This is a genomic window from Dyadobacter jejuensis, assembly GCF_003149085.1.
GTDB lineage: Bacteria > Bacteroidota > Bacteroidia > Cytophagales > Spirosomataceae > Dyadobacter > Dyadobacter jejuensis.
Window position 1 is genome coordinate 557986 of sequence record NZ_QGDT01000002.1, and the last position, 24869, is coordinate 582854.

At 46.2% G+C, this 24869-nt stretch carries 14 protein-coding genes; 11 read left to right on the forward strand and 3 right to left on the reverse strand.

All coding sequences use genetic code 11. The features are described from left to right. Positions 1 to 5: 5 nt before the first annotated feature. Entirely contained in the window at positions 6 to 1274 is a 1269-nt protein-coding gene (locus tag CLV98_RS06315; RefSeq protein ID WP_109673440.1) for a 3-deoxy-D-manno-octulosonic acid transferase, read from the reverse strand. Between the two features lie 267 nt (positions 1275 to 1541). On the opposite strand from CLV98_RS06315, the gene CLV98_RS06320 reads away from it, so the two are divergent. The 4 genes from CLV98_RS06320 to CLV98_RS06335 all read left to right on the forward strand — a co-directional run bounded on the left by CLV98_RS06320 (position 1542) and on the right by CLV98_RS06335 (position 6103). Further along, on the forward strand, positions 1542 to 2312 hold the full coding sequence (locus tag CLV98_RS06320; protein ID WP_109673441.1) for a hypothetical protein: 771 nt from the start codon (positions 1542 to 1544) through the stop codon (positions 2310 to 2312). A 60-nt stretch (positions 2313 to 2372) separates the two neighbouring features. After that, on the forward strand, positions 2373 to 3251 hold the full coding sequence (lipA, locus tag CLV98_RS06325; protein WP_109673442.1) for a lipoyl synthase: 879 nt from the start codon (positions 2373 to 2375) through the stop codon (positions 3249 to 3251). Positions 3252 to 3471: 220 nt separating this feature from the next. Next, entirely contained in the window at positions 3472 to 4752 is a 1281-nt protein-coding gene (gene metK / locus CLV98_RS06330; protein WP_109673443.1) for a methionine adenosyltransferase, read from the forward strand. A gap of 256 nt (positions 4753 to 5008) precedes the next feature. Further along, a complete protein-coding gene (locus tag CLV98_RS06335) occupies positions 5009 to 6103 on the forward strand; it encodes a fatty acid desaturase family protein (protein ID WP_109673444.1) in 1095 nt (364 codons plus the stop codon). A 6-nt stretch (positions 6104 to 6109) separates the two neighbouring features. Here CLV98_RS06335 and CLV98_RS06340 read toward each other — a convergent pair whose 3' ends face one another. Next, positions 6110 to 9214, reverse strand: coding sequence for an efflux RND transporter permease subunit (locus CLV98_RS06340; RefSeq protein ID WP_109673445.1), 3105 nt, complete (start codon positions 9212 to 9214; stop codon positions 6110 to 6112). 54 nt (positions 9215 to 9268) lie between these two features. After that, positions 9269 to 10318 (reverse strand): efflux RND transporter periplasmic adaptor subunit, encoded by a 1050-nt coding sequence (locus CLV98_RS06345; protein WP_109673446.1) that lies wholly within the window; start codon positions 10316 to 10318, stop codon positions 9269 to 9271. A 452-nt stretch (positions 10319 to 10770) separates the two neighbouring features. Between CLV98_RS06345 and CLV98_RS06350 the strand changes: the two genes are divergently transcribed. The 7 genes from CLV98_RS06350 to CLV98_RS06380 all read left to right on the forward strand — a co-directional run bounded on the left by CLV98_RS06350 (position 10771) and on the right by CLV98_RS06380 (position 24856). After that, positions 10771 to 16740, forward strand: coding sequence for an alpha-2-macroglobulin family protein (locus tag CLV98_RS06350; RefSeq protein ID WP_158281204.1), 5970 nt, complete (start codon positions 10771 to 10773; stop codon positions 16738 to 16740). Positions 16741 to 17087: 347 nt separating this feature from the next. Beyond that, on the forward strand, positions 17088 to 17516 hold the full coding sequence (locus tag CLV98_RS06355; RefSeq protein ID WP_109673448.1) for a hypothetical protein: 429 nt from the start codon (positions 17088 to 17090) through the stop codon (positions 17514 to 17516). Positions 17517 to 17653: 137 nt separating this feature from the next. Next, entirely contained in the window at positions 17654 to 18736 is a 1083-nt protein-coding gene (locus CLV98_RS06360; protein WP_109673449.1) for an efflux RND transporter periplasmic adaptor subunit, read from the forward strand. Between the two features lie 26 nt (positions 18737 to 18762). Then, the gene (locus tag CLV98_RS06365) at positions 18763 to 21969 is read left to right on the forward strand and encodes an efflux RND transporter permease subunit (protein ID WP_109673450.1); all 3207 of its coding nucleotides are present in this window, start codon (positions 18763 to 18765) and stop codon (positions 21967 to 21969) included. Beyond that, positions 21962 to 23401: a TolC family protein gene (locus tag CLV98_RS06370; RefSeq protein ID WP_109673451.1), complete on the forward strand. Its 1440-nt coding sequence runs from the start codon at positions 21962 to 21964 to the stop codon at positions 23399 to 23401. The genes CLV98_RS06365 and CLV98_RS06370 overlap by 8 nt, the downstream gene beginning before the upstream one ends. Before the next feature lie 262 nt (positions 23402 to 23663). Continuing rightward, complete coding sequence (locus CLV98_RS06375; protein WP_109673452.1) at positions 23664 to 24557, forward strand: DnaJ C-terminal domain-containing protein; 894 nt, start codon at positions 23664 to 23666, stop codon at positions 24555 to 24557. Continuing rightward, positions 24554 to 24856, forward strand: coding sequence for a chaperone modulator CbpM (locus CLV98_RS06380; RefSeq protein ID WP_109673453.1), 303 nt, complete (start codon positions 24554 to 24556; stop codon positions 24854 to 24856). The genes CLV98_RS06375 and CLV98_RS06380 overlap by 4 nt, the downstream gene beginning before the upstream one ends. Positions 24857 to 24869: the final 13 nt, after the last annotated feature.

The window sequence follows — 24869 nt, forward strand, 5'->3', positions numbered from 1 at the left end:
AAAATTTATTTAGATAGGGGTGTAACTAATAGGCGTTCTACCCGATCCATGATGGTCTTGGAAGCACCCAGATTTTCCCGAACATACTGCGCGTTGATAGCACCTTGTGCATGGGTGGCCTGAGCATTGGTAAGCCAGGACTCCATCGTCTGCTGGAGCTGATCCGCATCGGCCACAGTGATGGCCCCGCCCCTAGCCACCAAGTCCACTGCTTCCTGAAAACGACCATACGATCGATCCCCGAATACCAGCGGTAAGCCGAAGGTGGCGGCCTCCAGAATATTATGTAAACCAACTCCAAATGCCCCCCCAATATAGGCCATTTGGCCATACCGATACAAGGAAGACAGAATACCTATGTTATCAATAAAAAGGTAGTCCATTTCTTTTAAATTGGCCGTCTCTAGCTCAGAGTATTGAACAGATGCCCCTTGCAGTGCTGAGCGCCAGTTCTTGATCTGCTCTTTTTTGATTTCATGGGGGGCAAATATTACCTTCACCCGACCCTTACATCGATTGAGGACGGGGATAAGAATGGCCATATCCTGCGGCCAGATGGATCCCGCTATCAGGACTGGAGTATCTGTAAAAAAATCGGCAATTTCTCTTCGCTCTTCCGACTGAGTGGCTATGCTATATACCCTGTCGAAACGCGTATCCCCCGCAATATAGCATTGTTGAATGCCTATTCCATTCAATAATTCAATAGATGCTTTATTCTGAACGAAAATAGCATGAAAATAACTTAATAATTTACTATAAAAGCCCCCATACGGTTTAAAAAACAACTGATCGCGCCTAAAAATAGTGGAAAAGGAAAGGATGACGGTGCCTTGACGGTGCAGCGCTTCTAAGATATTATACCAAAATTCGTACTTAACAAAAAAAGCAATTTGAGGATTTAGAATCTCTACGAACCATTGGCTATTTCCTGGGGTATCTAAGGGGAGATAACAAATAAAATCGGCCCCGCCATAGTTTTTCCTCACCTCATAGCCCGAGGGGGAAAAAAATGTGAGCACGATCGCATAATCGGGAAATCGCCCCTTAAATTCCTCTATAACAGGCTTCCCTTGTTCAAACTCCCCTAAAGAAGCGGCATGGAACCAAGCTATTTTGGTATGCTTAGGCAGTCCATTCTTAAACATTTGAAGGCGTTCCTTCAGGCCTTTTCTTCCTTGAACCCCTAGGCGAATTTTAGCATTGAAATATCCGGCAATTGGAAACAAAAAGGCGAAGAGACGTAATCCAATATTGTAAATAAATGAGCCCAATCAATAAAAATTAAATTGTTGTTTACTTTTGTACATCCGAGGAAGGCTATTTCCAGCGACTTTTAGCGGTCTATGCCGGCCACGAATGCATTAGCTTCAATACCTTGACCATAAACAGGTTAGTATTCTTTTGCTATCTTTAGAACATAAATGTACAAAAAACCGTTAAACACATAGATTGAAAGGCCATAATATCGCCAAATCTTAGTATATTGAATACAATCGTAAAGACAAATAACTGCCATACCGATTTTCATATCTCAAAATATGCGCCAAAGACCTACCATAATAACCGCATTGCTGTTGGCCCTGCTTTCGCTAAGCACCTATGCCCAACGCAGGACAAAAATAACCGATAGCAACGACGCCTATAAGACCTTCACCTCAGTAGGGCTTACCACCAACACCAATTCAGGAATACTGGGTGGAGCCGTTTTCAGGCAGTCGACAGCGATGAACAGCACACTTTTTGGTAAAAACCAATACCGGTATATTGCCTTGGAACTGGTCAACGTAAAACACCCAAAAGAACTTGCCGAGCAAGATTTTGTAACTGGAAAAAGGCTTGTCTTTGGGAAAGAAAACTTTCTTTTTGTCCTTCGTCCAGAGTATGGGAGAGAACTCACCTTGTTCAACCGGCACGAGGATGAGGGAATTTCCATCAGTGCCATCGTGGCTGCTGGGCCCTCTATAGGCATAGAAAAGCCCTATATGATTCAATATAAAACATCGGATGGTAGGATACTGACGGAACCCTTCGACCCCGTCAAGCATACCTCCAGCTCTCAGTCGGCCGGTATTATAGGAGCGGGAAGCTTCTTCCAAGGGTTTGGAAAGAGTAAGATTGTTCCGGGATTGCACTTTAAAACGGCACTAAGCTTCGAGTTAAGTGCTTTCCGTGAAAATGTTACCGGCATCGAAATTGGCTTTTTAGCCGAAGCCTTTACCCGTAAAATAAATATAATGGCTTATGCCGATAATAGGAGTGTATATACCTCTGGCTATATAACCCTATACTTCGGAAGTAAAAAAAGGTAATTTTGCCTCAAATTTCAAAATGTAAGTAGACAGGCCCCTTGCCTGTAGGATGATAGACCTATGATTGAATTACCCGTAATTCCATCTGAACGAAAAAAACGTCCAGATTGGCTCAGAGTTAAATTACCAGCAGGACCCGAATTTAGAAAAGTACGTCAACTTGTAGATAATTATAAGTTACATACCATCTGTGAAAGTGGGAGCTGCCCCAATATGGGCGAATGCTGGGGGGCTGGAACGGCCACCTTTATGATTTTGGGAAATGTATGCACGCGAAGCTGCAGCTTCTGTGCCGTGGCCACTGGCAGGCCCAATGAATACGACACCGACGAACCCCGCAGGGTAGCGGAGGCCATCAAGCTCATGCAAGTAAAACATGCCGTGATCACCTCCGTAAACCGAGACGAACTTAAAGACCGAGGAGCGGAGATCTGGTACCAAACCGTCGTGCAAATCAAGGAAAGCACCCCACAAACGACCATAGAAACACTCATTCCCGATGTCAAAAATAATTGGGAAGCCTTGGAACGGATGTATGCCGGTGGCCAGGAAGTGGTATCACATAATATGGAGACGGTAGAGCGCCTATACCGAGCCGTGAGGCCTCAAGCCAAATATGCCCGGAGTCTGGAACAAATCAAAAGAACGAAAGAGGCTGGTCAGCGCACCAAATCGGGAATCATGCTCGGCTTGGGAGAAACGGTAGATGAAGTTCATAAAGCCATGGACGATTTGGCTGAGAACGGCCTCGATATCTTGACCTTGGGGCAATATCTGCAACCTACCAAGATGCACCATGAAGTAATAGAATGGATAACACCTGAAATGTTTGAAAAATACAAGGAAGAAGGCTTGCGTCGGGGCTTGAAATACGTGGAGTCCGGGCCTTTGGTACGTTCTAGCTATCATGCCGAAAGACATGTAAATGTACCGATTTAAAGATCTATCTCTCAGCCTATATAGGACTTTCGAATTCGATTGCGGAGTTATTCATAAACAATGACATAGCTTCGCAATCAAGAATTTAATAAATTCATAAAAATGTATTAAACTTTTTACTTGGGATCCTTGGAAAAGATCGTAAAAGAATTCAATTTTGCCGCATTAACCGCCCTATCACACATGCAATCTGGCGGAATATCATAATCAAATTCAATTTATGCCATATCTATTCACTTCGGAATCCGTATCGGAAGGACACCCCGACAAAGTCGCTGACCAAATTTCAGACGCATTAATCGATAACTTTTTAGCTTGGGATACCAATAGTAAAGTAGCTTGTGAAACACTGGTTACCACTGGCCAGGTCGTATTAGCAGGTGAAGTTAAGACCAACACGTATTTGGACGTTCAAAAGATCACTAGGGAAGTAATCCGGAAGATAGGTTATACCAAGAGTGAATACATGTTCGAAGCCAATTCTTGTGGAGTTCTTTCGGCCATCCATGACCAAAGTGAAGATATCAATCAGGGTATTGACCGTGCTTCGGCCACCGAAAGCTTCGAAGATAAAGCCAACGCCCAGGGAGCAGGTGACCAAGGAATGATGTTTGGATACGCTACACGCGAAACCAGCAACTTTATGCCTCTAGGCTTAGACCTTGCCCATAAAATCTTGCAGGAGCTGTCGGCGATAAGAAATAACGAATCGGAACTGATTCCTTACCTACGTCCCGATGTAAAGTCGCAGGTAACCATCGAATATAGCGATGACAATGTACCCCAACGTATTGATACCATCGTAGTTTCCACTCAACACGACGACTTCGACGAAGAGGCGACTATGCTCGCCAAAATCAAAACGGACATCATCAATATTGTCATTCCAAGGGTAAAAGCCAAGCTTGCCCCTGCCTTGCAGCAATTATTTAACGACGATATCACTTACCATATTAACCCCACCGGAAAATTCGTAATTGGTGGTCCTCATGGAGATACTGGTTTGACCGGTCGTAAAATCATCGTTGACACTTACGGTGGCAAAGGAGCTCATGGTGGTGGTGCATTCTCAGGTAAAGATCCCTCAAAAGTAGACCGCTCTGCCGCGTATGCTACCCGTCATATCGCCAAAAACATGGTAGCAGCGGGACTTTGCGACGAAGTATTGGTACAGGTTTCCTATGCTATTGGTGTAGCTAAGCCCTGTGGCTTGTATGTAAACACGTATGGTACTGCAAAAGTAGCGGATCACGATGGAGTAATAGCCGAGAAGATAGGCAAAATCTTCGATATGCGTCCTTATGCCATTGAGCAACGCCTTAAGCTTCGCAATCCGATCTACTCTGAAACGGCTGCTTATGGCCATATGGGTCGGACCAATGAAATCGTTAAAAAGACCTTTAAAGGAGCTAACGGAGAAGAAAAAGAAATGGAAGTTGAGCTATTCACTTGGGAGAAACTCGACTTTGTAGACCAAATTAAAGCGGCTTTTGCCCTTTAATCGAGACTATTATAAATAAAAAAAAGGGGAGAGCGCCTTAACCTGGCTACTCCCCTTTTTCTATGCCCTTTTGTCCCGTATCAAGCTCCTATGAAGGCTTAAGAAGGACCCTTTTTTAATTCTACTCAATTATTTAACGTTTCAGATACCTCGGCTTGATCAATACCGAAATAAAACCTCTTATCTTTATTAAATTTTCAGAGGACCTCTAAGCGTTTAATAGATAGGTCTCATTATTTCATCAACTTGAAAACGCATGGCTAGTCCTAAGATCAAATTCACCAATCCACAGAAGTCTGCCTTCTTCCCTATCCTGCGCCAACGAGTGGATCAGTATTTCAGCGCACAGGAGCTAAAAAAGACCGGTGGACAGCAGATCTTATATAAGGCGGTGTTCATGCTGGCGCTTTACCTTATTCCTTATACATTGCTACTGACCGGGAGTTTCGGCCCTCTGACCATGGTAGGACTTGCCATACTGATGGGACTAGGAATAGCGGGTGTGGGCATGTCGGTCATGCATGATGCCATACATGGCTCGCTGGCTAACCAAAAGTGGCTCAATAAAATACTGGGAGCGAGCATCTATTTACTAGGGGGAAATGCATACAACTGGGAAGTCCAGCACAACAGGCTGCATCATACCTACACCAATGTCCACGAGATCGATGAGGACATCACAGGAAAGTTTCTACTTAGACTTTCCTACCAAGAAAAATATAAATCGATCCATCGGTTTCAACATATCTACGCATTTTTTCTCTATAGTCTTATGACCATTTCATTTTTGTGGAAGGACTTTAAAGAAATAGGCGTATTCAACAAGCTATCGGAGACAGGAATGACCAAACCCTTTCCCCGAAAAGAACTAATTACCCTATTGGTGAGCAAGCTGGCTTATGTGGTATTTATATTGGTGATCCCGCTAGCATTTAGCTCCATTACCTTCTCCGAATGGATTCTGGGTTTTCTAATTATGCATGGAACTGCCGGCATGATTCTGAGTACCGTATTCCAAATGGCCCATGTAGTAGAAGGAACCTCTCAACCCATACCCGACGACTCCGGATGTATTGAAAATGCCTGGGCCGTTCACCAACTCCAAACGACCTCCAATTTTGCTGGCAGAAACCGTTTGCTTTCCTGGTACATTGGAGGACTCGACTACCAGATCGAGCATCATCTATTCCCCTCCATTTCCCATGTTCATTATAGGGCCTTATCGCCTATTGTGGCTCAAACGGCCGCAGAGTTTGGATATACCTATAATGCCAAAGGGGATTTTATTAAGGCCCTTACTTCTCATATACGCATGCTCAAAGCCATGGGCAGTTCCAAGCTTGTCGCTTAGCTTGCCCTAGGCTTCTTCCATTTCGCTTTGTCGGGCAATCCGCTCGATCATATGCATTTTATCGTAATTTTTATTTCGAGAAAGATATGTATATACGGCAGGAATTATATAAAGGGTCAGGATTAGAGAAAATATAAGCCCCCCCATGATGACTATCCCCATCGACATACGGCTTTTCCCAGCCGAGCCCAGCGCCATAGCAATGGGCAAGGCCCCTAGGGTAGTAGCCAAGCTGGTCATTAGGATAGGCCTAAAGCGCATGGTGGCAGCCTCCAAAGCCGCTTCGTGAACGCTTCTTCCTTGCTCTCGGAGTTGATTGGCGAACTCCACAATCAATATTCCGTTTTTGGTCACCAGTCCAATGAGCATGATCATTCCGATTTGGCTAAAAATATTGAGGGTCTGATTGAAATACCAAAGCGAAAACACGGCCCCAGCTATTGCCAAAGGTACGGTAATCATGATGATCAGGGGATCGATAAAACTCTCGAACTGACCGGCCAAAATAAAATAAACCAACACCAAGGCCAGGAAAAAAGAGAACATCGTATTCGAGGAGCTTTCGGCATAGTCTCTGGAAGCCCCACTGAGGGCGGTTTGCACCGCTTCGTCGTTGAGCTCATCCCGTATACGGTCCATGGCAGCAATACCATCGCCGATCGTCTTGCCCGGTGCCAATGCAGCCTGCACCGTGGCGCTCATATACCTGTTATAATGGAATAGCTGAGGAGGGCTACTCTCTTCTACCGTATGAACAATATTGTCGAGCTGTACGAGCTGCCCAGTAGACGACTTCACAAACATACTTTTAAGATCCAAGGGTTCATCCCGATTTTCACGATCATATTGCCCTATCACCTGATACTGTCGGCCATTCATAGTAAAATAACCGAAACGTTGTCCCGCAAAGGCCAGCTGCATGGTCTGCGCGACATCCTGTACCGACACCCCCATAGACTTAGCCTTTTCCCGGTCTATTTCAATCTGCAATTCCGGCTTGCTGAATTTCAGGTTGGCATCGGATATTTCGAAGGTAGAGTCTTGCGCTACGGCATCCATAAACTTAGGAAGGTACTCCCTCAGCTTTTCGAAATCGGGGGTTTGGATAACATATTGAATGGGAAGACCTCCTCGAGAGTCTACCGCGATGGTTTGTTGCTGAACTACGAAGGATTTAGCGTTAGGCATTGTTTTCAGCCTTTTATTAATATAATTGGCGATCTCTTGCTGCGACTCCTTTCTTTCTGACTTATCGACTAGGGCAATACGCCCGCTACCTACATTGGCGGCCCCCAGGCCGGAATTGCCAGGTGAGGTTATCAGCATCAATCCTTTCCTACCTGGCATGGAGTCCATCAACATCTGGCTTACACTCTGAACATACGCATCGGTATAGTCGAAAGAAGATCCTTCGGGTGTGGTCATCGAAATCCGGAACCAGTTCCGATCGTCCAGTGGAGCTAGTTCAGACTGTAGGTCCTTTCCAAAATACCAGATCATGCCGAGCGTCAGACCGATGAGCGGTAAGGAAACCCAACGTACCCCCAGGAACGACTTCAGAGCGGCATTATAATCGTTGGTGAGTTTTACATAGAAAGGCTCCGTTTTTTCGTAAAACCAGCTCTTTTTATCGTTTTTCCTTACCAAATATGCATTTAGCATGGGCGTTAATGTAAGCGAAACGAAGGCGGAAATGAGCACGGCTGCCGAAATAACGATCCCAAATTCTCTGAAAAGCTTCCCTACGAAGCCTTGCATGAAGATAACCGGTAGAAACACCGCAGCCAGAGTAATAGAGGTAGACAGTACGGCAAACAAGATTTCATTCGCTCCCTTTATCGCCGCCTCTATAGGGCTTAACCCCTCTTCTATCTTCTTAAAAATATTCTCGGTTACCACAATCCCATCGTCCACTACCAACCCGGTAGCCAGCACGATGGCCAGGAGCGTAAGCACATTGATTGAAAAGCCCATGATGTACATCACGAAAAAAGTACCAATTAAGGAGACAGGGATGTCGATAAGTGGACGAAAAGCAATGAGCCAGTCCCGAAAGAACAGAAAAATAATAAGTACTACCAGTACAATGGCGATCAGCAAGGTCTCACCTACTTCCTCAATAGAATGCTTGACAAAAATAGTGTTGTCGATCAAGGTATCCAGTTTATAGTCGGCCGGGAGTTCTTTTTTAATTTCCGTCATCCGTTTATTTACTTCATCGGCAATGTCTATAAAATTAGCCCCAGGCATGGGCGAAATGGCCAAGCCTATCATAGGAACATTGTCTAGGCGTAGCACGGTTTCTTCGTTTTCAGGGCCCAGTTCAGCCAATCCAATATCCTGAAGATGGACCACCTGGGTGGCCGAATTTTTGACGATAAGCTTATTAAAATCTTCTTCGGTCCTAAAACGCCCGATCGTCTTCACGGTGAGTTCCGTATTGTTCCCAGTCAGTTTTCCACTAGGTAGTTCCACATTCTCGCGGTCTAAGGCATTCTTTACGTCTTGAGTGGTAACTCCCAAGGAGGCCATTCGAACGGGGTCCATCCAGATGCGCATAGCATATCGTTTCTGACCAAATATGCGAATCTCACTAACCCCCTCGATGGTTTGTAACCGCTGAACAATATTATTCTCAGCATAATCGCTCACCTCCAAATGCGAACGGCTATTACTGGTAAAAGTAAGTACAATGATAGGCTCCGAATTGGCATCGGCCTTACTGACGATGGGGGGGCCGTCTAAGTCTTGAGGCAGGGAACGGGAAACCGATCCTACCTTATCCCTCACATCGTTAGCAGCCGTTTCCATGTCTACCCCTAAGTCGAACTCTACCGTAATTTGGCTAGCCCCTTGGCTACTCGTCGAACTGATAGACTTGATACCGCCAATACTATTCAACTGTTTTTCGATAGGTTCGGTAATCTGGGATTCGATAATATCGGCATTAGCACCGGTATAACTCGTGCGTATAGAAACGACTGGAGGGTCTATAGAGGGGAATTCCCTCATCCCTAAATAGGTATAGCCCAAAAAGCCAAATAAAATAATGAGCAGGTTCATTACTATGGCTAAAACGGGCCGCTTGATCGATAGGGTGGAAATACTCATGGTCAAGGATTGGGTCAAGGAATGAGCTCATCGAGCTCGTAAGTGGGAATTATGTTATTTTACCTTAACGGTGGTGTTGGCTTTTAAAGCTATAATCCCCGTGGTGATTAAGGAATCTCCAGGCTGTAAGCCCTCTAGCACCTCTACTTTAGAATCGGTGCGAAGTCCGGTTTTAATCAGAACTTCTTGAGCTTTCCCATTCTTAACGACGAAAACCTTTTTCCCTTTTAAAACGGGAACTATCGCCTCCGTAGGCACCATCAACGCATCCTGATTGGCAGCAAGCGCTACCTGCACCTTTACAAACATTCCTGGTACAATTCGTTCTTGGGCATTTGAGGCTAGAGCACGAACTTTTAGGGTTCGCAAGGACTCATCAATTTTGGGGTCTAAGGCAATAATTTTGGCGGTATAAATAGCTTGATCCCCTTCCAAACTGAGCTTTACCAGGCTTCCGACTTTTATCTCCTGGGCATATTTTTCGGGAACAGCGAACTCCACCTTAATCGGATTTCTCTGAACGACCGTGGCGATGGAGGTTCCCGGTGCCACATAGGCTCCTTCACTTATGTTTTTGAGGCCTATGCGCCCACTGAAAGGAGCCCTAATCTCTGTTTTTTCCAACTCGGCTTGTAACACTTCCTTTTCTGCCTCTAGTACATTTATATCGGTGGCAGTCTGGTCATAATCCTGTAAGTTAATAGCCTCTACATGAAGCAATTTTTTCTGTCTTTGTTCTATCTTTTGGGCCAAGGCCTGATTATGCCCAACCTTTTGCAATTGGGCACGAATATCCCGATCATTAATTTTAGCGATTAGTTGCCCCTTTTTCACATAGGCCCCTTCATCGATCTTTAGCTGAACCAACCTCCCCGACAATTCCGCCTTTAAGTCCACCTCTTCGTTGGGCAAGACGGTGCCTGAAGCGAAAATTTCATTCTCCACCGTCTCTCTGGCCATTACCAATACTTCTACGGCTAGGCTTCCGCCACCAACAGCAGCCTTACCTTTAGGAGGGGTGTTGCTGACGGGTTTGGAAAAAATAAAAAGTTTGCCCAACACCAGCAGGATTACAACAACACCAATTAGTACAACAGTACGCATATTTCAAATAAAATGGGTTACTACTAGTAAATTATAAAAATAATACAACAGACCCCTAGGTCAACCTAAAGATACTATATATTAAGCAAAGCACCATAACACAAATTATACTCCGCCTATTTTAATATTAACCAAATATTATTCTTGCCAGAACCGTTTCAAACTTTCCCAGATTGGTTATAAAAATACCCCCATTCACCCCTGGCTATTGGAAGATATACTACTTAAAAGACACAGCGTTTTTAGTATACTTTTCTTAAACGCTTCAAAATTCCCTTCTTCACTCCAACCATTAGTTACTTTTCTCTATCATTTAACCAAACAAACTTATTAAAAAGCCATTTCTCTTCGTTAAATTGACATCCATACTTCCATCAGAAATACAAACTATGACAGCACACCTCAGCCTATTAATGAGTCGAATTCTTCTCATAATTTTCATCTGCACCCATATGACTTACGCACAACAACAAGACCCCTATAAAAATAATTGGAAGCGTGTGGAAGACCATATAAAAAATGGACTTCCTAAGTCGGCATTAGCGGAGGTCGAGAAAATCTATGACTCGGCCCTTCAAGACCATCATAAAGCCGAATCCATCAAGGCATTGGTATATAAAATAGACCTGAGCCATGAGATTGTGGAGGAGGATGACGCTATGGCCTTTACCCAACTCGAAAAGGCCTTAAAAGAAAGCGAACAACCCGCACGATCCATATTGGCTAGTTTGCTGGCCCAAAAATATTGGAATTACTATCAGCAAATCCGATGGCAGCTCTATGACCGAACGGCCACTAAAGGCTTCGATAAAGTCGATGTAGCCACTTGGACGGCCGAAGACTTCCACCAGAAGATAGGAAGCCTATATATGGAATCGATACGGGAAGAAAAACTCCTGAAGCAAACGGCTCTGAAGGATTATAGCACCCTGATTCAACCTGGCAATACCAGGGCACTTCGCCCCACGCTGTACGACCTGCTCACCCACGAAGCCCTACAATATTTCCAAAGCGACGAACGCGACCTTCATAAGCCTGCCTATGCCTTCGAAATCAATTCGGCATCGGCCATGGACCCAGCGGCGGACTTCGCCTACCGCAAATTCGACACCAAAGACAGCAGCTCTCTGCAATACCAAGCCTTGCTCCTTTACCAAAGGTTAATCGCCTTTCACCTGTCCGACAAGACCCCCGACGCCCTGATAGATGTAGATCTGCACCGTTTACAATATGTGCGGCAACATTCGGTCCATCCCGACAAGGAGACTCAGTACTACCAGTCTATCAAACACGTGGCAGACCAATACCAAGCCACGCCGGCTGCTGCCCAGGCTTGGTACCTACTCGCCTCCTATTATAACAACCTTGGCGACCAATATGCTGCCGGACAAGATAGTAGCCATCGTTATGAAAAATTGAAGGCTGTAGAGATATGCAAAAAGGTAATCCATGAAAACCCTAAGACGGAGGGGGGAGTAAATGCATGGAACTTACTGCAAAGCATAGAACGACGCCAACTCGATTTTACTTCGGAGAATGTCAACATTCCGGATCAGCCCTTTCGGATGCTGGTAGAATACGCGAATTTTACGAAACTTTACATCAGAGTATATGCCAATGACCCCACTTTAGAACTAGATAATTACTACCAAGATCGAAAGTCATTTTGGAAAAACATCCAAAAGCTAAAGCCCGTCCAACAGTGGTCGCAAGCCTTGCCAGACCCTAAGGACTACCAAAGGCATAGCCTGGAAATCAAGATGGAGTCACTCCCAGCCGGCGAGTACGTAATCTGTACGAGTAGCTCGGAGGACTTCGACCCATCCACCTCCGAATTGGCCTTTCGTAAAACACATATTTCCAATATCAGTTTCTTCCTCAGCAACCAGTCCTTATTTGTCTTGCACCGTGATAGTGGAAAGCCACTGGTACGAGCCCAGATACAGATTTGGGACAACAAGTACCTAAATGGTAAAAACATTTTGGTTAAAAAAGAAGGCGGACTTTATCAAACCAATTCCTCTGGGAAAGCGACCATTACCAGGCCCTGGGACACCCCCCGTGACCTGAATGCGTCCCTAGACATTACCTATCAAAAAGACCGTCTGCACCTCAAAGAAACCATACGCACCTACTCCTCCATTTACCCACCCTCCTCACAAGACGAGGAACGGCGTACCTGGCTCTTTACCGACCGCAGTCTGTACCGTCCGGGACAAACGGTCTTTTACAAGGGTATTATAGCCCAGGGACAGGCCCTGTTTACGGATTCCGAAACGGAGATCCCCTTAGAAATCACCGGCGCCAACGGGGAAGTAATAGAAAAGAGAACCGTTCGGGTCAATGAATATGGAAGCTTTTCCGGAAAATTGATGCTGCCAACCGGGGGCCTCAACGGAACATTTTCAATAACCGTCGATGGGCACAACCACTTCGACATCGAAGTAGAAGAATACAAGAGACCCAAATTTGAAGTCGTTTTGGACACCCTACAGGGCACCTACAACCTAGGCCAGACCTTAACGGTGACGGGCACAGCCCAAGCCTATGCCGGAAATGCCATCGACGGCGCAAAGGTCCAGTACCGGATCGTACGCAATCGGCGCTTCTTATACCCCTGGATGGCCAAAGGATGGTGGTATGCACGGGAACAACCCATGGAAATAGCCCATGGATCTGCCACAACTGATGCCAATGGACACTTTTCGATAAGCTTCGAAGCCATCCCTGACCGAAGTCTGACCATCGAATCGGAGCCGGTATTTACCTATACGATATACGCCGACGTCACCGATGCTGCGGGCGAAACACGCAGTGCCAATCAGGCAGTTTCGGTAGGCTATAAATGTTTGGTAATAGATGCTCCGCTGTCTGGACCAATGGGGTTACAAGACCTCGAGAAAGTCAAATTACGTACAGAAAACCTCAATGGAGCCTTTGTGTCGAGCGATATGCAGGTTCGTTTTAGTAAGCTAATGCCGGAGCAGCGCCTCATCCGGCCCCGACTGTGGTCCCGTCCCGATCTATTCCTCTACAGTAAATCGGAATACCTCAAGCTATTCCCACACGACGAATATGACCGCGAATCGGAACCTGAAAGCTGGAAGACAGAGGCAGTCCTCTTTGAAACCAGGTTTACTACCGTTAAGGGCCAACCTGTAGACCTAAGCTCTCCAAACCTGTCGTCGGGGTATTATAAAGTAACGTTTATTGCCACGGACTCCACCAACCAAGAGGTTACAGTTACACAGTATATTCAACTTCAGAGTGAAAGCGATAAATCCTTACCCCGCCCCGAGTACCTTTCCATTACCAAGAGCCAAGCCATAGAACCTGGAGCGTCAACTTCTGTCACTTTGGCCAGCTCAGCAACGGGAGTTTACCTTATCGAGGCCAACAACCGGGGCTCTCAGTCTACTGTGACATATTCTTTCCCAAAAATCAAAAAAGGCATCAATACCTACACGTATCAAGCAACAGAGGCCGACAGAGGAGGATATGCGGTACGTTTCGTTTTTGTAAAACACAACAGGATATTTCAATTTACGGAAACCATCCGGGTTCCTTGGACCAATAAGGACCTCCATATAGCCTTCGAAACCTTTCGTGACAAAACGCTACCCGGTAGTTCGGAGCAATGGAAGGTAAAAATAACGGGCCATCAGAAAGAGCAAGTCGCGGCAGAAATGCTCGCAAGCATGTATGATGCCTCTCTGGACCAGTTTTATCCACATCAATGGCAGAAACCAGACCTGTGGCCTACGAATACCTCCTTGCCTTCCCTGATTAGCCAACAGAACTTCGGCATGCAACGGGCACTGACAAGCCACCCCGACCGGGATCACTACAAGCCAATATCCAAGGCTTATGATCACCTCATCCATTTTCAAACCAGCCCTCCCCGCATGTACAAGGGCATGACGATGAGAAGTATGGATGGAAATGTTATGGCTATGTCTGCTCCGGAGGCAAAAATGGACCTGCAGATAAGAGGCCAAGCAGAGGCTCTGGCGGCCGATCCATTGACCGACAGCACCGGCAACGTTTCATCGAAAAGCCCCACCATTCCATTGGCAAAGGTGCGTACGAACTTCAATGAAACGGCATTCTTTACTCCCGACTTGCGTACCAACGAAAATGGGGAGATTACCTTTTCATTCACCCTTCCCGACGCCCTGACACGCTGGAAGTTCCAGGCCCTGGCCCATACCAAGAATCTGGCTCTGGGCTATATCAGTCGCGAAATCGTAACGCAGAAGGAATTGATGGTACAGCCTAACGCACCTCGTTTTATTCGACAGGGCGACAAGCTATATTTCCCAACTAAGGTAGTCAACGTGAGCGATCAAAAGATGGATGGCACCGTGCGACTTACCCTGCGCAATGCAGCCACAGATGAGAATTTGGACGTAGCTTTTAAAAACCAACATCAGGAAAAGCCCTTCAGCCTAGCTCCGGGCCAGAGCGTGGGAGTCACCTTTTCTATAGAAGTGCCTCGGGACCATACCGAACCGATCACCTATACCATTAACGCCCAGGCCGGGTCGGTTTCTGACGCGGAGCAGCAAACTATCCCCGTGTTGTCCAACCGCCTACTAGTAACCGAAAGCCTCCCATTGTCTCTTTCAGGATCGGGTCAACGAAACTATCGTTTTGACAAATTGACCCAAGCAGGAAAGTCCAACAGCCTAACGCACCAATCGCTGACGGTGGAATATACCAGCAACCCTGCCTGGTACGCCATACAGGCCCTTCCTTACCTGATGGAATATCCTTATGACTGTGCGGAACAAACCTGGAATCGGTATTATGCCAATTCGCTGGCAGCCTCCCTGGTAGAGGGCGCCCCTCAGGTGGCCCAAGTCATGTCCCAATGGCAGCATAGCGACAGCTCAGCGTTGCTAAGTAATTTGCAGAAAAACCAGGAGCTTAAATCTATTCTCCTGGAAGAAACCCCATGGGTATTGGCGGCCAAAACGGAAGAGCAACAGAAAAAAAACATAGCCCTGCTCTTTGACCTCGTGCGGATGCGCAATGAACTCAGCAATGCCTACGACCAGCTACGCCAAAAACAAGGAAGCTCCGGCGCTTTTAGTTGGTTCGATGGCGGTCCCGACGATCGGTATATCACGCAGTATATTCTTACCGGTATTGGCCATTTACAGAAAACCAAAGCAGTACAAGGCAATCAGTCCGACAATCTGCAAAGTATCGTAGCCAAGGCCATCCCGTACCTAGACAGCCGCATGCAGGAAGATTATGAAACAATACTCCGGCAAAAGCAAGATCTTAAAAAGGTATCGGTAAGCCCTACTGTGATTCACTACTTGTATATGCGAAGCTTCTTTAAAGAAATACCCGTTGCCTCTGCCGCCACGAAGGCCTTTGCCTTCTTTCAGGAAAGGGCGAAAACCAATTGGGTGAGCCAGTCGAAATATTTACAGGGACTTACCGCATTGGCCCTTTTTAGAGCTGGAGATAAGGCTGTAGCCAACGCCATATTGAAGTCGCTGAAAGAAACCTCCATACTCCATGACGAAATGGGAATGTACTGGAAGGACACGCGTAGAGGCTGGTGGTGGTATGAGTCGCCGGTAGAACGGCAAGCCTTACTTATAGAAGTGTTTCAAGAGATAGAAGGCGACCCTAAAACGGTAAATGCTTTAAAAACCTGGTTACTCAAAAACAAACAAACCAACGCATGGGAGAGTACCAAAGCCACTGCCGAAGCCTGCTATGCCCTTATTGCCCAAGGCAGCGACTGGTTGTCGACAACCCCAACGGCGAGTATTCAACTGGGCCAACAAACCTTACGCCCTACCCAAGTGGAGGCAGGAACTGGCTATTTTAAAACCAAAATCTCTGGCGAGAAAGTCCAACCCGACATGGGACAAATAACGCTCAAAGTAACCAGTGACTCCCCCAGCAATACACCTCCTAGCTGGGGTGCCGTTTATTGGCAATATTTTGAGGACATGGACAAGATCACCTTCGCCGAAACCCCTCTAAAGCTTTCCAAACAACTTTTCTTGGAAAGCAATACCGACAAAGGCCCTGTGCTTACCCCCATCCATGAAACGGATCGGGTTAATATCGGCGATAAAATAAAGGTCCGTATTGAACTACGGGTGGATAGAGATATGGAGTATGTACATATGAAAGACTTAAGGGCCTCCTCCTTGGAGCCTGTCCAAGTCCTCAGCGGCTATAGGTACCAGGACGGATTGGGCTATTACGAATCCACCAAGGATGCTAGTACCAACTTCTTCTTCAACCGACTCCCTAAGGGCACCTACGTGTTTGAATATCTTCTTATTGCATCGCACCAGGGCGATTTCAGTAATGGCATCACCAGTATTCAATGCATGTATGCGCCCGAATTTACGGCGCATAGCAAAGGCGTGAGGTTATTAGTCGAGTAAAACGTGAAATTTTTATCAGCAAAAAAGTCCCTGCCACCCAATCAGTCTTTGGTCGCCGGGACTTTTTGCTGATAGGCCCCTTTGAAAACAAAAAAACAGCATCCTCAAATACAACTCTAAGTTACATCTACAACACATAACTTGGAAGAATAAAAATGATACTAAACCCCTCTAAATTACAATCCATCGTCTTTATTCGAAGCTTTTTAACCTTATTTTAATTTTCCTTTAATTGAAAACTAACCGATACTAGCGCTATTTGCAACTGTATCATCAATGGCTTTTATAAGTGGATTGATGTAGCACAAATCTATCATCCTTTGACCCAACCTACTTTTTGTTCGTCAATGTGTAAGCGACTAGGATACCTTTTACTGCAATGCATACTTGTTCTGAACGGCTACCTGATTCAGGCCGCTCCAGCGCCCTTGACGCCCACTGCTCAGCCCGTCGAGACGGTTGCAAGCTTCCAGATCAAGATGGGGGATCAAAATCATAAAAACCAACAAGCCAACAATCAAGGTGCTTTAATGGCTCCCGAAACCAACCAAGAGTATCGTAGCACTTGGTTTGCAGAAGAGGAAGAAGAAGAGAAAAAAAGCCACATATTAGCCAGCAATCCTGGCCTTCATCAACAAGTTTACCGCTCTTCTCTTGCCCATACGCTTGGCCAGTACCATGATTGTATTCGGGTACGTATGGGTTATAATAAGTATTTCACTTATGGCTATGGAGATAGGCCCTTACACATCTCCCTTCGGGTAATTCAAGTGTGATACACCCATTACTTCGGCCCCAAACCGAAGTGGGGACCTCCTGGTATTTTTCGATCGCTGCAACCGAAAAAGCCAAATAGACCTAAGACTAATTAATATTTCCTAATAACAATTTCATATTAAACTTTAAAATTAACATGAAGAGAATCCTCATGCTCATGAGCTTGTGTGCATTATTGTACCAGACAGGCTGTGAAAAAAAAGAAGAAGCGAAGGAAGAGGAGACCAAGTTTGTGGTTACCAGCCCCATCAGAAAAGACACCACCATTATCAGAGAGTATGTAAGTCAAGTGCGGGCGATCAGTCACATTGAATTGCGAGCCTTAGAAAAGGGTTACCTTCAAAAAATATTCGTTGATGAAGGTCAATATATTAAAAAGGGACAACCCATGTTCCAGATCATGCCGATGCTTTACGAAGCAGAGAAACAAAAGGCTCAGGCGGAGGCCAACTTTGCCGAAATCGAATACAAAAACACCAAAGCCCTAGCCGACAGCAATATCGTTTCCAAAAATGAATTGTCTCTTGCGAAAGCCAAATGGGACAAAGCCAAAGCGGAATTATCCCTGGCTCAGGTTCATTTGGGCTTCACCGACATCCGGGCGCCATTTAATGGTATTATGGATCATTTTCAGGTGAGGCTTGGAAGCTTGGTATCGGAAGGCGACCTACTCACCACCCTCTCCGACAACAGCCAAATGTGGGTGTATTTCAACGTACCGGAAGCCGAGTACTTGAACTACAAGACCAACAGTACGGCAGAAAACATGCTTAAGGTAAATTTGAAGATGGCCAACCACCAAATTTTTGATTACCCCGGGGTAGTCAAAACCATAGAGGCGGACTTCAATAACGAAACGGGTAATATCGCCTTCAGAGCGACCTTCCCCAACCCTAAGGGACTCCTCAGACATGGTGAGACGGGTAATATATTGATGGAAATCCCCTTAAAAGACGCCTTGATCATCCCTCAGAAAGCCTCTTATGAGGTACTGGAGAAGAAATATGTTTTTGTAGTCGACAAAAACAACGTAGTACATTCCAGAGAGATAGAAATCGAAGCTGAAATGCCCGACCTGTATATCATCAAGAATGGCTTGAAAGCAACTGACAAAATCATCTTAGAAGGAATTCGGAAGGTAACCGACGACGACAAGATTGAATACGAGTTTGAAGCTCCAGAGAAAGTGTTACCCAGTCTGAAAGTTTATGTTGAATAAGGTAGATACCAAAAAAATAAAAACTAATGTTTAGTAAATTCTTACAGAGGCCAGTGCTCGCCATCGTATTATCCTTGGTGATAATATTCATGGGGGGACTGGCTATCAAAACACTACCCACCTCACAGTTCCCGGCTATTGCCCCCGTGATGGTGCAGGTGCATGCTTCCTACCCAGGAGCGAGTGCCAAAACCCTGGCCGAATCGGTCATCATCCCCTTGGAGCAGTCCATTAATGGAGCTTGGGGTATGAAATACATGGCTTCCGATGCGACTAGCTCGGGGGAAGCCAACATTCAAATCGTGTTTAACCTCGGCACCGACCCCAACCAGGCGCTGGTGCAGGTCTCCAACCGGGTGGAACAGGTTCGGAACAGGCTTCCCGACCTGGTACAGCGGGAAGGGGTTATTATTACGCCTATCATGCCTAGTATGTTGATGTACGTCAACCTGTACAGTAAGGACCCTAAGGCCAATATGAAGTTCCTCTTCAACTACGCTGGGGTAAACATGATTCCGGAAATCCAGCGTATCAACGGTATCGGACAAGCGACTATTTTGGGTAGTAGGCAATACGCCATGCGTGTATGGCTAAACCCCGACAGGATGCGTGCCTATAACGTATCGCCCGACGAGATTATGGAGGCCCTCAACAACCAGAGTATTATTGGTAAACCTGGACGGGTAGGTAGAGGTGACGGCGACCGTGCCGAAGCCCTCGAATACGTGTTGGCCTATACCGACCGTTTTAGCGATCCCAAGGAATATGAAGATGTAATTATTAGAGCCAACCCCGATGGGGAAATGCTGCGCCTAAAGGACGTCGCGAAGGTAGTCCTAGGTAGTGAATATTATGATATTTACTCCAATATTAATGGGCACCCCTCGGCGGCCATCGTACTAAAACAGACCTACGATAGTAATGCCAGTGAGGTGATTGACAACGTGAAGGCCAAACTTGAAGAACTCAAGAAAACCTTCCCTACGGGAATGGATTATGAAATCAGTTATGACGTTTCCAACTTCCTGAGTGCTTCGACTGAAAACGTTTTGCATACTCTACGCGATGCCTTCATCTTGGTAGCCTTAGTGGTATTCGTATTCCTGGGCGACTGGCGGTCGACACTGATCCCCACATTAGCCGTACCGGTATCGCTGATCGGTGCCTTTATGTTTATGCAGTTATTGGGACTAACGATCAACATGATCACCCTCTTTGCACTCGTATTGGCCATTGGTATTGTGGTCGATGATGCCATCGTCGTCGTCGAGGCCGTCCATGCCAAAATGGAAGAGGAGCCTCACCTGACCCCGTACAACGCCGTCCGAAAGGTAATTGGAGAGATCAGTGGAGCGGTAATTGCCATTACCCTGCTGATGACTGCGGTATTCGTACCGGTAGCCTTTATGACCGGGCCCGTGGGTATATTCTACCGACAGTTTGCCATCACCATGGCTACGTCCATTGTGATATCAGGTTTTATTGCCCTTACGCTTACACCGGTACTCTGTGCCATGATTTTGAAAAACAATCATGGAAAAGTAAAGAAGAAAAACGCTCTAGACAAAGCCCTGGATTCATTTAACCGTGGCTTTGAAAAACTCACAGGAGGATATGTAAAACTGCTGAAGCTTATCGTAAACAGACAGGTAGTAACCTTTGGATTACTGCTCGCTTTTGGCGCTGGAATATTTGGTATAAGCCTTAACCTTCCCTCCGGTTTTATACCTAGTGAAGACCAAGGGATGATCTACGCCATTCTACAAACTCCTCCAGGATCGACCTTGGAAAGAACCAACGATTTGTCGCGGAAGCTTCAAGACATCGTCCAAAAGGTAGAGGGTGTACAGTCGGTATCATCCATAGCGGGTTATGAGGTACTTACCGAAGGTAGGGGATCCAATGCGGGTACTTGTCTGATCAACCTAAAGCCTTGGGATGAGCGGGAACATACCGTAACCGAAATCATGTATGAACTGGAAGAAAAAGCGAAAGCTATACCGGGAGCGACCATCGAATTCTTCGACCCTCCAGCAGTACCTGGTTATGGTGCCGCAGGTGGTTTCGCCTTGCAGCTTTTGGACAAAACCAACTCAGGAGACTACAACCAGCTCGAAAGAGTTAAAAATGACTTTATGAAGGCGTTGGAAAAACGTAAAGAATTGACCGGCTTGTTCACCTTCTTTAGTGCCAACTACCCTCAATACGAGATCGAGATCGATAATGAACTCGCCATGCAAAAAGGGGTATCTATCGGCAACGCCATGAACACCCTATCCATTTATGTAGGTAGTACCTATGAACTGGGTTTCATTAAGTTTCAACGGTTCTTTAAAGTGTTCGTGCAGGCGGCCCCTGAGTTTAGGAAACTTCCTAAGGATATCATGCAGCTGTATGTTAAAAATGACCGTGATGAGATGGTTCCCTTCTCGGCATTTATGAAAATTAAGAAGAAACAGGGTGCCAACGAGATTAACCGCTACAATATGTATAATACGGCGGCTATTAGAGGGGCTCCCGCCAAAGGGTACAGTAGTGGCGAGGCCATTAAAGCGATTCAAGAAGTGGCCGCAACAAGCTTGCCTCACGGCTTCGATATCGACTGGGCAGCACTTTCATTCGATGAGGTTCGTCGTGGTAATGAGGCCATCTACATCTTCTTGGTCGTGCTAGTTTTCGTTTACTTCGTACTGTCCGCCCAATATGAGAGTTTTATCATCCCGCTTTCCGTAATATGTTCATTGCCGGCTGGGGTCTTTGGGTCGTTCTTTATGCTGAAATACATGGGACTCGCCAACGATATCTATGCGCAGGTCGGGCTGGTGATGCTGGTCGGGCTACTCGGTAAGAATGCCGTTTTGATTGTGGAATTTGCCATGCATAAACATCAGGAAGGTGCCACCGTGCTCGAAGCCGCCATTGAAGGTGCACGCGTACGTTTCCGGCCTATTCTGATGACGTCCTTTGCCTTTATCGCTGGACTTATCCCGTTGATCATGGCCCACGGTGCGGGTGCAATTGGTAACCGGACCATCGGTTCATCTGCGCTAGGAGGTATGCTCTTCGGTACCATTTTCGGGGTTATCATCGTCCCCGGACTGTATTACATTTTTGGATCTCTAGCCGAAGGCCGTAAGATGATCAAAAATGAAGAAGAAAGTTCTCTAACCGAGGATTTCGTTCATATCATTGACCAATTTCCCACAACCGACGACAGTGACGACAATGCATAAAAATAGAATCATCAAGCAATGCTTGGGAGTAGTCTGCATCGGGTTAACCTTTTCGGCTTGTAAGACTCCCACCATTGTAGAAAAAAACGTAACCAACATCGTTTCTGAGAGCTATAATGGCTCTCAGGACTCTACCAACACCGGTAAGGTCAGTTGGAAGAGCTACTTTACCGATCGCTACCTGACGGCCCTGATCGATACTGCCCTGCAGAACAACCAGGAGCTGAATATTACCTTACAGGAAATACAAATTGCCCGCAATGAGATCTCGGCAAAAAAAGGGGAATACCTTCCTTTTGTTGGTCTAGGGGGCGGAGCCGGTTTCGATCGTACCGCAAGGTATACCCAACGGGGAGCCTCCGAAGCGACCACCGAAATAAAGCCAGGGAAAGAGATGCCCGATCCACTACCCGATTTTCGGGTGGCGGCCTTCGCCCATTGGGAAGTCGATATCTGGCATAAACTGCGCAACGCCCGTAAGGCGGCAATATCCCGGTACTTGGCGACTATGGAAGGTAAAAATTTCATGTTGACCAATATCGTAGCTGAGATCGCCACTTCATATTATGAGTTGTTGGCCCTTGATGCCCAATTGGCTATCATTCAGCAGAACATCGCCATTCAAAGCAATGCTTTGAAAATCGTACGCCTGCAGAAGCAATCGACTCGGGTCACCGAGCTCGCCGTAAAGCGATTCGAGGCCCAAGTACTCAATACCCGCAGCTTGCAGTTTGCCATTCACCAGCAGATTACCGTTACCGAAAACAAAATCAACTTTTTGTTGGGACGAAGTCCACAGCCTGTCCTCAGAGATAGCCAAACCGACTTCGTGAGCCGGATTCCAGCGGTAGTACAGTCGGGGGTTCCCTCGCAATTGCTGCAAAACCGCCCCGACGTACGCCAGGCAGAAAACCTGCTCACAGCAGCTAAGATCGACATATCGGTAGCTAGGGCCAATTTCTACCCTTCCTTGGGAATCTCGGCGACCTTGGGCGTGCAAGCCTTCAACCCAGCTTACTTTGCCAAAATGCCCGAATCCCTTTTGAGCTCTTTGGCGGGGGATCTGGCGGGACCCTTAATTAACAAAAGGGCGATCCGAGCTACCTATATGAATGCTAGTGCCAAACAGATTCAGGCCGTCTATGAGTACGAAAAAACGGTTTTGAATGCCTATATCGAAGTCACTAACCAGCTTTCGAATATCCAGAATCTAGGAAATACCTACGAGCTGAAATCACAAGAAGTACAAGCCCTTACCCAGTCCACCACCATTGCCAATGGACTGTTTCAATCGGCTAGAGCCGATTATATGGAAGTACTTCTCACTCAAAGAGACGCCCTGGAATCCAAATTCGAATTGGTAGAGACTAAGAAAGAACAACTCAATGCCACTGTAAATGTATACAGGGCTTTGGGGGGTGGATGGAACTAAGGCCAACTGGCTTCCAAAACATACCCCACAAAAACCCCTTCCTAATCCAACCTAATTGGATTTGGGAAGGGGTCTTTTTTTGTAGTCATCCTCCTTTGTCGATATATTCAGGACAACAGGACTTATTTGAGGGCAATATCCTTCAGAACCATGATCAACATCATTTTGGTATGGTTGTTTTTTGTTAAATTTGAACAAGGATTCAGGACCGCAGTTTTAGGTTCTTGATCCTCACCAAACATATTTTAGACTTCATAATTGAATGGCATTTATAGACTATTATCAGGTATTAGGAATCCCCAAGTCGGCCACAGAGGCTGACATCAAAAAAGCCTATCGAAAACTGGCCCGCAAATACCATCCCGACGTAAATCCAAATGATAAGGAGGCCGAGACCAAATTCAAGGAGGTCAACGAGGCCAATGAAGTATTAAGTAATGCCGAAAATCGTAAGAAATACGATAGTTATGGCAAAGATTGGAAGCACGCCGAGGAGTTTGAGAAGGCCAAACAACAGCGGCAGGCGTATGGAGGACGGCAGCAACGCCCCGATGACGGATTCGGAGGGGGCGACTATTCCGACTTCTTCGAGTCTATGTTTGGCGGTGGAGGCTTTGGCTCCAGAAGTAGCCGGGTAAGGTATAAAGGAACCGACTTTAATGCCGAACTACAGCTCAATTTAAGAGACGTGTATACCACCCAGCCACGAGTGCTTACGGTAAATGGAAAAAATATACGACTTACCATCCCGGCCGGTGTAAAAGACGGCCAGGTTATTAAGATACCCGGGCATGGTGGTGAGGGAGCCAACGGGGGGCCAAAAGGCGACTTGTATATTACCTTTTCTATTACCAATGATACGCCTTTTAAACTAGACCACGACAACCTCTATACCACCATAGAGCTGGATCTCTATAAGGCACTATTGGGTGGTGAGCTCATGGTCGACACCTTCGATGGAAAGGTAAAATTGCAAGTCAAACCCCTCACCCAAAATGGTACCAAGGTCAAACTTAAAGGCAAAGGTTTTCCTGTATACAAAAAAGAAGGCCAATTCGGAGATCTGTATATTACCTACCAGGTAAAACTCCCGACCTCATTGTCGGAAAAAGAAATAGAATTGGTAAAAGAACTCAGCAAACTTAGCGAATCATGAACGTAGACAATTTCATACCCATAGACCAGCTTTGCAGCCACTATCATATCGAGCTGACCTTCTTTAATGCCCTCTCCGAAGAGGGGCTTATTGAGGTAGAGACCGTCCAGTCCGTTACCTATGTACACCGCGACCAGATCGCCCACCTGGAGCGCCTAATCAGGCTACATCAAGAACTCGAACTGAATATCGAAGGAATCGATATTGCCCTTCATTTACTGAATAAAATAGAATATTTACAACAGGAACTCCAAGAGGTACGAACACGGCTGTACCTTTACGAAGGAGGACCTCGGTGAGTAAGCTCCTAGC

Excerpts from the sequence above, each read along its gene's own strand:
- metK (WP_109673443.1), top strand. The coding sequence starts at position 3,472 with ATGCCATATCTATTCACTTCGGAATCCGTATCGGAAGGACACCCCGAC.
- CLV98_RS06345 (WP_109673446.1), bottom strand. The coding sequence starts at position 10,318 with ATGCGTACTGTTGTACTAATTGGTGTTGTTGTAATCCTGCTGGTGTTG.
- CLV98_RS06335 (WP_109673444.1), top strand. The coding sequence starts at position 5,009 with ATGGCTAGTCCTAAGATCAAATTCACCAATCCACAGAAGTCTGCCTTC.
- CLV98_RS06365 (WP_109673450.1), top strand. The coding sequence starts at position 18,763 with ATGTTTAGTAAATTCTTACAGAGGCCAGTGCTCGCCATCGTATTATCC.
- CLV98_RS06355 (WP_109673448.1), top strand. The coding sequence starts at position 17,088 with ATGTGTAAGCGACTAGGATACCTTTTACTGCAATGCATACTTGTTCTG.
- CLV98_RS06340 (WP_109673445.1), bottom strand. The coding sequence starts at position 9,214 with ATGAGTATTTCCACCCTATCGATCAAGCGGCCCGTTTTAGCCATAGTA.
- CLV98_RS06320 (WP_109673441.1), top strand. The coding sequence starts at position 1,542 with ATGCGCCAAAGACCTACCATAATAACCGCATTGCTGTTGGCCCTGCTT.
- CLV98_RS06380 (WP_109673453.1), top strand. The coding sequence starts at position 24,554 with ATGAACGTAGACAATTTCATACCCATAGACCAGCTTTGCAGCCACTAT.
- CLV98_RS06360 (WP_109673449.1), top strand. The coding sequence starts at position 17,654 with ATGAAGAGAATCCTCATGCTCATGAGCTTGTGTGCATTATTGTACCAG.
- lipA (WP_109673442.1), top strand. The coding sequence starts at position 2,373 with ATGATTGAATTACCCGTAATTCCATCTGAACGAAAAAAACGTCCAGAT.
- CLV98_RS06370 (WP_109673451.1), top strand. The coding sequence starts at position 21,962 with ATGCATAAAAATAGAATCATCAAGCAATGCTTGGGAGTAGTCTGCATC.
- CLV98_RS06375 (WP_109673452.1), top strand. The coding sequence starts at position 23,664 with ATGGCATTTATAGACTATTATCAGGTATTAGGAATCCCCAAGTCGGCC.
- CLV98_RS06350 (WP_158281204.1), top strand. The coding sequence starts at position 10,771 with ATGACTTACGCACAACAACAAGACCCCTATAAAAATAATTGGAAGCGT.